This window comes from Streptomyces sp. UNOB3_S3 (genome assembly GCF_020740895.1).
GTDB lineage: Bacteria > Actinomycetota > Actinomycetes > Streptomycetales > Streptomycetaceae > Streptomyces.
Map to the genome: position 1 here is coordinate 1 of NZ_JAILXP010000218.1, position 12,394 is coordinate 12,394.

Here is a 12,394-nt window from a genome sequence, read left to right on the forward strand (position 1 = left end):
CCACCGAAAACGCCGACGCCGACGCCGGCGCCGTCCCCGTCACCCTCGTCGCCCTGCCCCCCGACCCCACGCCCGAGGAGTGCGTGGCCGCCCTCCACGCCACCGCCGCGACCGGCGAGGAACCGGTCCTCCTCCTGCACCACCGCGCCGTCGGCGACGTCATCGCCCGCTCGGTCGTCGCCGAACGCCCCGGCAAACCCTGCCTCGTCGTGGACGCCCCGCCCCACCCCGACGGCATACGGCGGGCCGCCGCCGAGGCCGCGGCGCGGGGCGTCAGCGGCTACGCCGAGATCGTCCTCGACGACACCGGGCGCCCCCACGTGCCCGTCACGGAACACCGGCCCCTGCCGCCGCCCGACGCCACCGCGATCCCCCTCGGGCCGGACGACGTCTGCCTGGTGACCGGCGGGGCCAAGGGCATCGGCGCCGAGTCCGCGCTGGCCCTCGCCCGCGCCACCGGGGCGCGCCTCGCCCTGCTGGGGCGCAGCGCGCCCGGCGGCGACGCCGAAGTCGACACATGGCTACGGCGGTTCGCCGACGAGAAGGTGACCGCGCTCTACCTCACCGCCGACGTCACCGACCCCGCCGCCGTGCGCCGCCGCGTCGCCGAGGCCGAGGCGGGCCTCGGGCCCGTCACGGCCGTCCTCCACTGCGCCGGGCGCAACGAGCCCGGGCGGCTGGAGTCCGTCACCCCCGAGCGGCTGCGCGCCGCCTGCGCGCCCAAGCGGGCCGGGCTGGACGCGGTCCTCGCCGCCGTGGACACCGGACGGCTGCGCCTCCTCATGGCCTTCGGCTCGGTGATCGCCCGGATCGGGCTGCCGGGCGAGGCCGACTACGCCCTGGCCAACGACCTGATGCGGTGCCGCGTCGAGGAACTCGGCGAGGCCCTGCCGGACTGCCGCTGCCTGACCGTCGAGTGGTCGCAGTGGGAGGGCGCGGGCATGGCCCAGCGGCTCGGGGCCGTCGAGACACTGCGCCGCCAGGGCGTCGCCCCGATCCCCGTGGCCGACGGCACGCGGATCCTGCTGTCCCTGCTCGGCGCCCCGGACCTGCCGACCGCCGTGCTGGTCGCCGGACGGCTGCCCCGCGCCGGGACCCTGCGGTACGCCGACGAGTCGCTGCCGCTGCTGCGGTTCCTGGAGCGGCCGCTCGTGCACCAGCCGGGCGTGGAGGTGGTGGCCGACGCCCGCGTGGGCCTGGGTAGCGACCCGTACCTGGCCGACCACGCCCTCGACGGCGTGCCCCTGCTGCCCGCCGTCGTCGGCCTGGAGGCCATGGCCCAGGCGGCGGCCGCCGTCACCGGGCACGACGGCGTGCTCACCGTCACCGAGGCGGCCTTCGACCGGCCGGTCACCGTGCCGCCGGACGGCTCCCGCACCGTTCGCGTCGCCGCGCTGCGCCACGACGACGGCACGGTGGTGGCGGTGGTGCGCAGCGACGAGACGGGCTTCTCGGCCGACCACTTCCGCGCGGTGTACCGCACGGGCGAGTCGACGGCCGGCCCGCCGGCGGTCCCCACCCCCGCGGATGCCGCGCGCTCGCCGCACTACGGCGGGCTGTTCTTCCACGGCCCGCGCTTCCGCCGCCTGGTCCGCTACCGGCGGCTCAGCGGCCGCGGCTGCGTGGCCGAGGTGGCGGCGGGCGGCGCGGGGGAGTGGTTCAGCGGCTTCCACAGCCCGCGGCTGCTGCTGGGGGACGTGGCGCTGCGCGACGCGTACGTGCACGTGCTCCAGGGCTGTGTGCCGCACCGGCGCGTGCTGCCGGTGGGCGTGGACGCCGTGCGGTTCCACGGCCCGGCACCCGGGGAAGGCACCGTGGTCGTCCACGCGCACGAGACGGCGCACGACGCCGACGGCTACCGTTACGACGTCCGCGTGGAGTCAGAGGCCGGCACGGTCCTGGAGACATGGCACGGCCTGCGGCTCAAGGACGTCGGGCCGCTGCCCAGGCCCGCCGGTGCGCCCTGGCCCGCCGAACTTCTCGGCCCGTACCTCACCCGCAGCCTGGACCGGCTGCTGCCCGAGGCCCGCGTGGACCTCGCGGCCGGGACCACGGCCGACGGCCTGCTTCCCGGCACGGACGGCTTCCGCCGCGCCGCCCACCTGGGCGACCGGGTACTGGCTGCCGTCGCCGGCCGGCCCGTCGCCGTGGACTGGGCACCCGTCCCCGACGCGCTCCCCGGGCGCTGGCGGGACCTGCTGGGCCCCCGCGCGGCCGCCGTGGCCGCGGAGACGGACCGGGCGACGGGCGGGGAGCCGGGCCACGGCTACGCCCGCCTGCTGACATGCCGTCAGACGCTGCTCGCGCTCGGCGCCCGGCCGGACGTCCCACTGCGCGTGGAGCGCACCGCCGCCGGCGGCTGGGCGCTGCTGCGCGCCGGCGACCTGGCCGTCGCCACCGTCGTCGTCCGCGTCGCCGGCCTGCCCGCCCCGGTCGCGGTGGCGGTCGGCAGCGCGCCACCCGTCCGCGTACCGCGGTCAGTACGGGCCCGGACCACCGGGAGCCGGGCGTGACGCCCGGCCGCCGTACCTACGTCCACCGCCACCACGTGCCGTTCGAGGAGACCAACCTCGCCGGCAACGTCTACTTCGCCCACTACGTCCGCTGGCAGGGCCACTGCCGTGAACGCTTCCTGGCCGAGCACGCGCCGGGCACGGTCGCGGCCTTCGCCCACGGCCTCACGCTCGTGACGGTCACCTGCGACATGGAGTACCTGCGCGAGTGCCGGGCCCTGGACGAGATCGACATCCACATGTCGCTGCGCCACCTCGCCGGCAATCGCATCGAGATGGCCTTCGACTACATGCGCGCCGGCAGCCCGCCGGAACTGGTGGCCCGCGGCCACCAGACCGTCGCCTGCATGCGCCGCACCGGCGACGGCGGCGGCATGGAGCCCGAGCCGGTACCGGAGGAACTGCTGACCGCGCTGAAGCCGTTCCAGCGCGGGTGAACCGGGTCGGGAGAAGCCCGAAACCCGGCGACACGGGTAGCGGAAGGACGTACACCACGGAAGAGGTCGAGGTGATCCTGGTGGGGAAGACACCGGCCTAGGCCGACCGCGCCGACCCGTGGAGAAACTCCAGCAAGCTCAGCCCACCCCCCGCCTCCGCCGCACCCTCCAGCCGTAACCCCGCCCGTTCCCCCAGCTCCCGGAACTCGTCGGCGTCGCGCTCGCGCCCGCCGTAGACCAGGAGCATGAGGAGGTCCAGCTCCAGCAGGCCGGCGCCGGCGCCACCGTCGCCCTCGCGCAGGTGCTCGGCGATCAGGACGCGGCCGCCGGGCGGCAGGGCCTCCGCGCACCTGCGCAGAAGTACCGCCGCGTGTTCGTCCGGCCAGTCGTGGACCACGTTCGCCAGGAGGATCACGTCCGCGCCCGCCGGGAGGGCGTCGAAGAAGCTGCCCGGTGTGAAGGCGCAGCGGCGGCCCTCGGGGGTGTCGCCCCAGGTGGTGCGGGCCGTCGCCACGGCTGGGGCGCGGTCCAGGAGGGTGCCCCGCAAGTGGGGGTGGGAGCGGAGGACTTCCGCGAGGACGGTGCCCGTGCCGCCGCCCGCGTCGAGGACGTGGCGGGCCGCCGGCCAGCCGTAGCCGGTCGCGACGGCCGGGGCGAGTGCGGCGGCGCGGGCCGCCATCGCCGCGTCGAAGGACGCGGTCAGGGCCGGGTCCGCCGCCAGGTCCTCCCAGACGGGTCGCCCGTACACGCGCTCGTAGACGGGACGGCCGGTGCGCAGCGCCTCCAGGATGTGGACGCAGGCGCGGTCGCCGCGCCCGATGGCGCCTTCGAGGTCGAGCCAGGGGCCCATGCTCATGGGGCGGCCGCCGGATTCCAGCAGGCGGGAGAGGGACGTGGGGCCGAAGACGCCCGGGGTGGGCTCGGTGAAGACGCCGCGTGCCGTGAGCAGCCGCAGGACCCGGTGCAGGGCGTCGGGTACGACGCCGGCGCGCCGGGCCAGTTCGGCGACCCCGAGCTCGCCGTCGGCGAGCAGGTCGGGGACGCCGAGGGTGGCCACGGCCCGCAGGGCCCATGGGGTCATCGTGTCCTTCAGGGACAGGAGCCGCGCGAAGGCCTCGTCCACGGTCACGGCCGCAGCGCGTACAGGGCGTTGAACGGGCTCGCCGTCGGGATCCGTTCGACGCGCCCGAAGCCCGCCGCCTCCGCGAGCCGGTGGAGCTCCGCCGGTGGCAGGCCCAGGGTGCCCAGCCCGGGGGCGCCGTCGGCGAGCGCGGTGGGCAGGCAGTAGAGGGTGCTGGTGGCGTAGAGGACGGTGGCCTGGGGGCCGGTGTTGTCGGCGGGGTCGTCCGCCGACAGCGACTCCAGGACGAGCAGGACGCCGTGCTCCGGATCGAGCGCCCCCCGTACCGTCCGGAGCAACTCCTCCGGCGCGGCCGCGTCGTGGAGGACGTCGAACATGGTGACCAGCGTGAGCGGTCCGGTGTCCGCCAGTGCCGTCGTCGCGTCCGTCGTCCCGATCGTCACCCGGCCGTCCACGCCCGCCGCGCGGGCGGCCTCGCGGGCCCTCCGCGCGTTCGGTTCGTGGAGGTCGTATCCGGTGAATCCGCAGTTCTCGAAGCGCCGGGCCAGGCGGACCAGCGCCAGGCCGCCGCCGCAGCCGATGTCCACCACCGTCCCGCCCTTCTCCAGCGCGGGCGCCAGCCCGGGGACGGCGGGGATCCACCGCTCGGTGAGCTCGGTGTCCAGCCAGGTCGCGCTCATCCGCTCCATGGCGGCGAACAGCCGCTCGGAGTAGGCGCCGCGGTCGACGCCCTTGCCCGTGCGGAAGTCCTCGGCGACGTCCTCCACGGCGGCGGCCAGCGGGGGCAGCAGCTCGAAGCCGGGGGCGAGATGGACGGGTGAGTCCTCGAAGGCGAGGACGGCGGCGTGCGCCTGGGGCAGGGCGAAGCGGTCGTCGGCTCGGTCGTGGTCGACGTAGCCGGCGGCGGCCAGGCCGCGCAGCCACTCCAGCAGATGGCGCTCCGACAGGCCGGTGCGTCCGGCGAGTTCGGCCGCCGTGGCCGGCCCGCCCGTGCCCAGCGCGGTGAACAGCCCGAGCCGTACGCCGAGTGCGACCAGCACCGCGGACATGGCCGCGCCGAGGTCGTCGACGACCCGGCCCAGGAAGTCCTGGACGGCCAGCGGGTCCAGGCCCGCCGGTACGTTCTCCGGCTGACCGGCGCCCATCGACCAGCCGTGCGGGCCCGCCGGCGGGCCCTGCGGGAGGAACAGCGCGCGGGCGCGGTCCGCCGCCGCCGTCCAGTAGCCGGTGAGGAGCTTGCGCTCGGTCACCGGGTCGGCGATGTCGAGGTTCTCCCAGCCGAAGTGGCACACCTGGAGCAGCGAGGACGTCAGGCCCGCCGGCTCGATCCACAGCCGGCCGCCGAGCGCCGCCGTCCACGCGGGCCGGCGCAGCTCGAACTCCAGGTGGGGCAGGTAGGAGGGGAACTCCTGGGCGGCGTCCACCATCCGGGTCACCCGCATTCGGACGGTGCCGCTGGCGTCCCCCATGATCAGGCCGAGTTCGCCGCCGGGTTCGAGGGCGCCGGTGGAGCGCTGCAGCCAGTGCTGGACGCCCGCCGGGGAGGTGAGCTCCTGCCAGGCCCGGTAGGCGGGCACGGGCAGGGGGATCTGGAGGTACGGGCCGACCCGGCGCCACGGCCAGCGCCAGGTGGTGCCGGTCCGCAGATGGGCCGCGAGCTGGTCGAGGATGCCGGGCCAGCCCATGCCGTTCCAGGACCGCCAGTCGGAGGGCGGGTTGTCGGCCTCCTCGACGACGGTGACCGTGGAGCCGCCGGTGTCCCCGGGTGCGACGGTCCAGGTGACGGCGGTGGCCGGGCCCACGCCCACCCACCGCCACAGCAGGCGCAGCGAGCCCGCCCGCCGCGCCCGTGGCGGGACGGAGCTCAGGGTGCGGCACCAGAAGAACTCGCCGTCCTCGAAGTCCAGCGTCGACTCCCGCCCGGCGACCGCCCACGGCCCCCGGCAGACCGCCAGCCAGCGCGCCACCCGGTCCGGGTCGGTGAGCGCGGCCCACACCGCCTCCGGCGGCTCGGGCAGGCTGACGGTGCTGACCAGCCGCTCCCACCGGTCCTGGGCGACGGGCCGGGCGCTGCCGCCCAGGGGCGGGAAGGCGGCGGACTCGCGGGCGAGGCCGCGCGGGCGGGGGTCGTGGGGCGTCATGGGCACCTTCCTCGTACGGGGAACGGGTGTACCGCGACTACTTGCCGAACTCCTTGTACTCGGGCCCGAAGCGCTCCCAGGGCAGATAGCCGCCCATGGTGAAGCGCAGGCTGGTGACGTACGCGACCGGCGAGTCGTCCATCCGCTCGATGTCGTGCAGCGGCAGCATCCGGTAGATCTGCCCCTTGCCGGGCGAGCCGGCGGGCGGGATCTGCCGGACGTCGTCGATCGTGAGGATGATCGGCTCCTTGTTGGCCAGCCGCAGGCCCAGTTTGGGCATGTCGAAGATGGCGCCCACGGCCATGCGGCACGCCTTGGCGGACGGGCCCTCGCCCGCGTACGGGTCGAACGGGGTGCGGATCTGGCCGGTCGACAGGCAGTCCGGGTTGAGGGTGACCGTGATGGGGCCGAGCTCCTCGCAGGATCCCTCCATCTTCATCTCGATGAGGTTGGTGTACACCTCGGCCTTCGACCACTCCTCGGACGTCGGCTGCGAGCGCACCACGCGCACGTAGCCGTCGAAGGGCACGGTGTACTCGCCGACGCCGGGGACGGCGAAGGTGTCGACCGAGGTGATGCCGAGGTTGTCGATGCCGGGGACCGGCGGGGTCCAGGGTTTCACGCTGGTGCCGGAGTACAGGTTGCGCACACCGTCCGTGGTGACCGGGCGGCCATAGACCACGGACGGCCGCTGCGTCGGAGCGGACATCTCTCCCCTTTCAGGGCGGTGGAAGACGGAAGCGCGCCGTGGCGCGTCAGGGCAGGGGCTGCCGTACGGTCCAGTCGCAGCAGGTCAGGCCGGGCTCGTCGGGGACGCCGTCCTGGTCGGAGTCGATCTCGCCGTCGACGGTCGAGTACACGTCGCGGGAGTTGAGGTCGATGACGCCGTCGCCGTCCCAGTCGTTGAGCTTGCCCTTGAACGTGCCGAGGATGAAGGCGTTGGTCATCGGGCCGACCTCGGGGTCGTGGAGCGTGGAGAGCACGCCGTTGCCCGGGGTGAGGACCTCCTCCAGCGGCCTGCCCGCGATCCGGGCGAGGTTGACGTGCCCCCAGCCCTGGAAGCGGCCGCGGACGTAGCGGATCGCGTACTCGTCGTGGACCCGGAAGCGGGGCTCCAGGTGCCAGGTGCCGTAGCGGGCGAAGCCGATGTCGGCCTGGCGCACGCCCTGGGACGGGTCGTCGGCGCGGCCGGACTTGAAGAACGGCCGGGGCACCAGCGACTCGAAGAAGAAGTTGCCGCGGTCGCGGCGGCTGCGGTCGGTGAAGCCGCGGAAGAGGTAGTTGTCGACGTGCGGGGACCCGTCGGTGTGGAGGCCGGCGATGGTCTTGGCGATGACGAGCTGCTTCTCGCGGGTGGCGACGTTGGGGCAGGCGTGGGCCTGGCCGTAGATCCTCGCGAGGCCCTGGGGTGCCAGGGAGACCTTGCCCCAGTGCTGGTTGGAGTCGTCCAGCCGGACGTACAGATCGCAGTGGATCAGCAGGAAGATCGTCTCGTCGAAGGTGCGGCCCGGCGTGGAGCGGCCCTCGCGGCCGTCGAAGGCCGGGTCACCGGTCTGGAGTTCGCTGATGAACAGCCTCGACCACTCGGCGATCTCAGGGTCCGGGTCCTTCAGGAAGCTCTGGAGCGTCGCCACGGCCCGCGCGCCGCCCAGCTTCTCCACGGCCCACAGCGCGTCCCAGCGCACCTGGCGGTCGCCGTCGTCGCGGACGGCCTGGGCCAGCAGGTCGATGGCGTCCGCGTGGTCGCGGTCCGCGTACTCGAACAGGGCCTGCTCGCGCATGGCCGGGTCGGGGTGGTTCAGGGCCTGCTCGCGCAGCTCGTCGTTGCTGCGGTTGTCCAGCCGGATCGCCACGCGGTCCAGCGCGTAGCCGAAGTCGCTCGCCCAGGCGGCCGGGTCGCCGGCGACGAAGCGCGGGTCGACGTTGCTGAGCGTCGTGCGGTAGGCGAAGTTGAGCGCGTCGCGCTGCTCGGTGCCGAGGTCCTCCAGAAGGACCGGGTCCTCGGGGCCCGCCTTGGCCCAGGAGCCGGGGTCGCCCTCGGCCGGCGCGGCCGGGGACTTGTTGCACAAGTCGATAGCCATGTGTGAGCTTCCTTCCGACAGGGCCGGTCGGGACCGGCAGAGGGAGAACTCGCTATCGGTAAGTTATGCGACCCCGGGCCGCTTGCCTTCTCTCAAGTTGGGCTGTTGTACCGCTCGTCGAGACCCTCCGGAGGGAAGGCGCGGTCCTCGCCCGGCCCCGTGAGGACGACCGTGCCGGCCGTCCGCGCCCCCGCCGGCCACCGCAGCAGCCGCAGCAGCGCGGCCATCCCGGGCGCGAGCGGCACGGGCGCCATGCCCATCCGGCGGGCCTGCGCCACGGCGCCCATCTCCTGCGCCCGGCCCGCCCCGCTCCACAGCGACCACTCGGCCACCACCGTCGCGCAGCGTGGCAGGGCCGCCGCCCGGCGCAGCGCCTCCCGCCGCAGCAGCTCGTTGGCCAGCCCGTAGCCCCCCAGCTGCCGGTGCGCCACCCGCGCGGTGACCGAGCCGAAGACGACCAGGTGCCGCAGCGCGCCGGGGTCGAGGGTGTCGAGGACGGTGCCGAGCCCGTCGGCCTTGGGGGCGGCGAGCGCGTCCAGGTCCCGGGACCGGGCCAGGGCGACCGGGCCGCCCGCGACGACACCCGCGCAGTGCACCACGGCCCGTATAGGCAGGGGGACGCGGCCCAGCGCCCGGGCGACCGCCCGGTGGTCGGTGACGTCGGCGGTGAGCACGTCGGCGCCGGGCGGGGCGTCGCACAGCCGGCGCAGCAGCGCGGCCGGGCGGCGCGGCAGCTCCCCGGGGGAGGCGGTGTCGAGGAGGACGGGACGGTAGCCGCGGACCGCCGACAGCACGGCGGCCGCCCGCAGTCCGAGGCCGCCCAGCCCGCCGGTGACCAGCGCGGCGCCGCCCGGCCGGGCCGGGCCGTCCGGCGGCACCGGCGGCTCGGGCAGCACGGCGGCGCGCCAGCCGGTACGGGTGACCGTGCCGTCCCCCGCCACCCGCAGTTCGATGCCCGGGGTGGCGCCGTGCGCGAGGCGGGCGATCCGGGCGGGGAGGCCGGGACCGGCGTCCCGTACGGGCAGTTCGAGGGCGGCGACCCGCAGCCCCGGCGACTCCAGCGCCGCCGAGCGCAGCAGGCTCCCGCCCCCGGCGCCCCGGTGCAGCAGCACCAGCCGCCGCCCGCCGGACGCCCCGGCGCGGGCGATCCCCTCCAGCAGCAGGGCGCTGTCGCCGGACCGGTGGGCGGTGCCGAGGACGACGGCCACGGCGGGCTCGGCGTCCCGGCGGGAGGCGTGCCGCAGGGCCACGGCGAGCGGGTCCCGGGGGTCGCCGGCCACGTCCCAGCGGAAGGCGGCGGACGGCGGGGGCCCGCCGTCGCCCACCCGCACGGGAACCGGCCGGAACGCCCGTACGGCCCGCGCGCCCCGTACGGCCCGCGCGCCCGCCGCGTCAGCGCTGTCCATGGCGCCTCCGGATGAAGGTCGGTGGGTTCAGTACGTGTTGAGCGCGGTGAGCAGGGTCGGGATGGCCTCGCCCTGGAAGTCGACGTCCACGTCGAACTCGTTGATCATTCCCTCGAGCACCAGCAGCGACATCAGCGGGAAGACGAACGCCGGGGCCGCCGCGATCCCGGAGCGCCGCTGGAGGTCGAACAGGCGGGTGGCGAAGGGCGCCAGCCGGAACTGCCCGGCCGTCCGCCCGGTCGTCTCCGCCACCAGCTCCTCGACCCCGGACCGGAAGCCGGGCAGATCGCACCCCGGCGGGACGCGCTCGGCGCTGCGCAGCACCACGTCGGCGCACTCCGGGCCCCGCCCCAGGGACATGTTCATGAAGAACTCCGCGAACAGCCGGCGCACCGGGGGCTCCAGCCGCACGACGAATCCCGCGTCCAGCAGGACGACCACGCCGTCGGGGTTGAGGTACAGGTTCCCCGGGTGCATGTCGCAGTGGACGAGACCGTCGATGAACAGCATCCGGTACACGCCCTGGAGGACGTTGCGGACGATCCGCCGGCGCTGCTCGCGGTCGAGCCGGCCCGCCTGGAAGCGGTCGAGCGGCTCGATGAGGTCCATCACCAGCGCCCCCGGCCCGGACGCCTCCGGGATGGGCGCGGGCAGCCGGAAGTACGGCAGCCGGGAGAGGTTGGCGCGCAGCGCCGCCAGCGACCGCGCCTCCCGCTCCAGGTCCAGCTGGCCGAGGACCGCGCCCCCGACCTCCTCCACGATCCGCCGCGCGGGCACCTTGCGCAGCGGCGGCAGCCGCTCCATCAGCCGGGCCCCGGCGCGCAGCAGCGCGAGGTCCGTGTGCATCCGGTGCTGGATGCCGGGCCGGCGGACCTTCACGGCCACCCCGCGCCCGTCGGCGAGCTCGGCGCGGTACACACAGGCGATGCTGCCGCTGGCGGCGGGCGTCCAGTCGAAGGAGGCGAACGGCCAGGCCCGGCGGGAGCCGTACGCCCGGCCGAGGGCCTCCGCCGTCTGCGCGCGGGTCATCGGCGGCACCCGGTCGTACAGCCGGCCCAGCGACCGGCAGATCCTCGGCGGCAGCAGGTCGTGCCGGGTGCTGAGCAACTGCCCGCCCTTGACGAACGTGGGCCCGAGCCCCGACAGCAGCCGCGCCGCCCTGCCACCGATCACCTCCGGCAGCGCGCCCGGCCCCGCGCGCACGGCGTCGAGGGTGCCCGCGGCGGCGTGCCGGGTGGTGACGGCGGCGACGGTCGCGAGCCGGCCGGCGAGCGCGGCGTGACTGACCTCCATGGCCTTCTGGCCTCCTCCCGGCGTCCTCCTGGCGTCCGAGTGATCGGCTGAACTTGCCTGGGGACGCGCCGAGTTGGAGCGTTGACACCGAACAGAGGCTACATAATATGGGAGCGATCCCTCCGGCGGTAGCACGGTATCGGCGAGAGGAGGAAGAGGTGTCGGATGCGGTACGGGTCACCGTCCGCCTCCCCGCGCCACCGGCGCGGGTGTGGCCGGCGCTGACCGAACCGGCCCGGGTGGCGCAGTGGTTCGGCGACCTCGCCGGCCCGCTGACCATCGGCGAGGACAACCGCCTCGACTTCGACGACGGCGACTTCTTCACCCTGCGGCCCACCGCCCTCGTCCCCGGGCGCACGGTCGAGTTCGTCTGGCGCTTCCTGGGCGTGGGCGAGCGGCAGCGCGTCGTCTGGACCCTGGAGGCCGCCGGACCCGGCGCCGCCCTGCTCACGGTCGCCGACCACGACGACACCCGCACCCCCGCCGAGGCGGGCCAACTCCACGAGGGCTGGACGGACTTCCTCGCCCGCCTCGCCCGCCACCTGCGCACCGGCCACGGCGCCCGCTACGCCCTGCGCGACGACATCGACGGCACCGTCGGCCTCCCGGCCGGCCCGTACCGGCCCCTGGCCTACCCCACGCTGCTGGACTGGCTGCCCGTCGCCGAGGACGGCTTCCGTCCGGCATGGTTCTTCGTCGTCGACGACGAGGGACCGCGCAGATTCGCGCTGCGGGAGTGGGAGCTGAGCGAGGACGAGGAGCTGACGTTCACCGTCGCCGTCCCCGGGACCGCCCGGGCCCCGGCCGCCCGGGTGGCCCTCGCCCCCGCCGGAGCGGGGCTCCGGCTGTCCTTCGCCCACCGCGGCTGGACGGCCCTCGGCCTCCCGGACGGCCGGGCCCAGGAGCTGCGCCGCCGCTTCACGGCCACCTGGGTCGCCTCCCTGGCGGCCGCCCGCGACCGGGCCCGCGCCGCCGCCGGGCCGGGCGGCTGACCGTGCGCGCCGCCGCGCCCCCGGCGTCCGCCCCGGCCGTCCGCCCGTCGCCCTCGGCGGAGCAACTCGCCTCCGTCGAGCGGGCGATCCGCCGGATGCGCGACCACCTGGGCGAGACCCAGTGCCTGACCGACCACGCCGAGGCGGGCCTGTTCAGCCCGTTCCACTTCCACCGCGTCTTCCGCAGCGTCACGGCCGTCACCCCGGCCCGCTTCCTGGCCGCGCTGCGGATGGCGGAGGCGCAACGGATGATGATCCGGGGCAGCCCCAGGGTGACGGACGTGTGCACGGCCGTCGGCTACGCCAGCCTCGGCACGTTCACCACCCAGTTCACCCGCCTCGTCGGGATGTCCCCGAGCCGCTTCAAGGCGCTCGTCGACCGGCACGGCGACCGGGGGATCGGCGAGGTCGTGGCCGCCGGCGCGGTCCTGGACGATGGCGGGGGCAGGG

At 75.7% G+C, this 12,394-nt stretch carries 10 protein-coding genes; 4 read left to right on the forward strand and 6 right to left on the reverse strand.

Annotated features, from left to right (window positions below):
* Both K6I33_RS22345 and K6I33_RS22350 read left to right on the forward strand, forming a co-directional pair.
* A partial coding sequence (locus K6I33_RS22345; RefSeq protein WP_229355862.1) for an SDR family NAD(P)-dependent oxidoreductase occupies nucleotides 1–2,513 on the forward strand: 2,513 nt, incomplete at its 5' end.
* Nucleotides 2,510–2,950, forward strand: a complete 441-nt coding sequence (locus K6I33_RS22350; protein WP_229355864.1) for a thioesterase family protein — start codon at nucleotides 2,510–2,512, stop codon at nucleotides 2,948–2,950. The genes K6I33_RS22345 and K6I33_RS22350, both read left to right, overlap by 4 nt.
* A 97-nt stretch (nucleotides 2,951–3,047) precedes the next feature.
* Here the strand turns inward: K6I33_RS22350 and K6I33_RS22355 are convergent, their stop codons facing one another.
* The 6 genes from K6I33_RS22355 to K6I33_RS22380 form a co-directional block, all read right to left on the reverse strand.
* Nucleotides 3,048–4,079, reverse strand: coding sequence for a methyltransferase (locus tag K6I33_RS22355; RefSeq protein ID WP_229355866.1), 1,032 nt, complete (start codon nucleotides 4,077–4,079; stop codon nucleotides 3,048–3,050).
* Nucleotides 4,076–6,172, reverse strand: a complete 2,097-nt coding sequence (locus K6I33_RS22360; protein WP_229355878.1) for an SRPBCC domain-containing protein — start codon at nucleotides 6,170–6,172, stop codon at nucleotides 4,076–4,078. The genes K6I33_RS22355 and K6I33_RS22360 overlap by 4 nt, the downstream gene beginning before the upstream one ends.
* A gap of 37 nt (nucleotides 6,173–6,209) precedes the next feature.
* Nucleotides 6,210–6,881: a DUF6073 family protein gene (locus tag K6I33_RS22365; RefSeq protein WP_229355891.1), complete on the reverse strand. Its 672-nt coding sequence runs from the start codon at nucleotides 6,879–6,881 to the stop codon at nucleotides 6,210–6,212.
* A 46-nt stretch (nucleotides 6,882–6,927) separates the two neighbouring features.
* Nucleotides 6,928–8,253 (reverse strand): HEAT repeat domain-containing protein, encoded by a 1,326-nt coding sequence (locus K6I33_RS22370; protein WP_229355893.1) that lies wholly within the window; start codon nucleotides 8,251–8,253, stop codon nucleotides 6,928–6,930.
* Nucleotides 8,254–8,345: 92 nt separating this feature from the next.
* Nucleotides 8,346–9,659 (reverse strand): KR domain-containing protein, encoded by a 1,314-nt coding sequence (locus K6I33_RS22375; RefSeq protein ID WP_229355901.1) that lies wholly within the window; start codon nucleotides 9,657–9,659, stop codon nucleotides 8,346–8,348.
* 27 nt (nucleotides 9,660–9,686) lie between these two features.
* Nucleotides 9,687–10,952, reverse strand: a complete 1,266-nt coding sequence (locus tag K6I33_RS22380; RefSeq protein ID WP_229355909.1) for an AarF/ABC1/UbiB kinase family protein — start codon at nucleotides 10,950–10,952, stop codon at nucleotides 9,687–9,689.
* A gap of 158 nt (nucleotides 10,953–11,110) precedes the next feature.
* On the opposite strand from K6I33_RS22380, the gene K6I33_RS22385 reads away from it, so the two are divergent.
* Both K6I33_RS22385 and K6I33_RS22390 read left to right on the forward strand, forming a co-directional pair.
* On the forward strand, nucleotides 11,111–11,944 hold the full coding sequence (locus K6I33_RS22385; RefSeq protein WP_229355911.1) for an SRPBCC domain-containing protein: 834 nt from the start codon (nucleotides 11,111–11,113) through the stop codon (nucleotides 11,942–11,944).
* Between the two features lie 2 nt (nucleotides 11,945–11,946).
* On the forward strand, nucleotides 11,947–12,394 hold a 448-nt coding region (locus K6I33_RS22390), incomplete at its 3' end, for a helix-turn-helix transcriptional regulator (RefSeq protein WP_229355913.1).